General features: G+C 40.3%; 1 protein-coding gene. It reads left to right on the top strand.

Annotation, left to right across the window (positions count from 1 at the left end):
* The first annotated feature begins 21 nt into the window (after positions 1-21).
* Positions 22-510 carry a hypothetical protein gene (locus A3729_RS10040; protein WP_068553631.1) on the top strand — a complete coding sequence of 163 codons (489 nt, stop codon included), beginning with the start codon at positions 22-24 and terminating at the stop codon, positions 508-510.
* The last annotated feature ends 120 nt before the right edge of the window (positions 511-630 follow it).

The raw sequence follows: 630 nt of genomic DNA, 5'->3' as shown, positions 1-630 counted from the left end.
ATTATTTGGAGTTAAATTAAGATGATCAAGCTACTTTCAATAACAATACTCGCTAGCTTGCTTAGTTCGTGTGCCTCTAGCTATTTCAACGTCTCAAAGAATACCCCTAAAAGCGAGTCAGCAATCTTGTATACATACAGTGAAGGACAAAGGGCTGGAACAATTTATACAGTGTTACTTAAGTCAATTAATGGCGAAAAACTTTCTGGAAAGTCTAAACGATGGTTATATGTCAAACCCGGAGAGTATGAAATTGAGGTAACCAGTCACAAGTACAATGAAGGTGCATATATCGCAGGAGCTATTGCAGGAGGTGTTGCTGGCGGAGCCATGGGGGCAAGCGTTGATACTGGTGCCATTGTAGCAAGCTCTGAAGCATACGCAGAAATGGAGCGAACTAGAGTAGAAGATAATAATATCATCGCGCGGCTGGAAGCTGGGAATATATACGTGATCGATCCAGTTATTGAAAACAAGAAAATAAAGTATTTTGAAGTTAAAACGTACTAAATAAAGAAATTCTAACCAAGCGTTCAACCGGACTCGCCTTCGGCTCGCGCGGTTAACGCGGCGTTAAGTCTCATAAAGGAAGGTTACTTTAGTGATAAGGATTTTAATATTATTTACCGC

The organism is Oleiphilus sp. HI0043 (assembly GCF_001634935.1).
The sequence above is the reverse complement of the archived record's forward strand: the minus strand, read 5'-3'. Positions and strand labels throughout refer to the sequence as shown.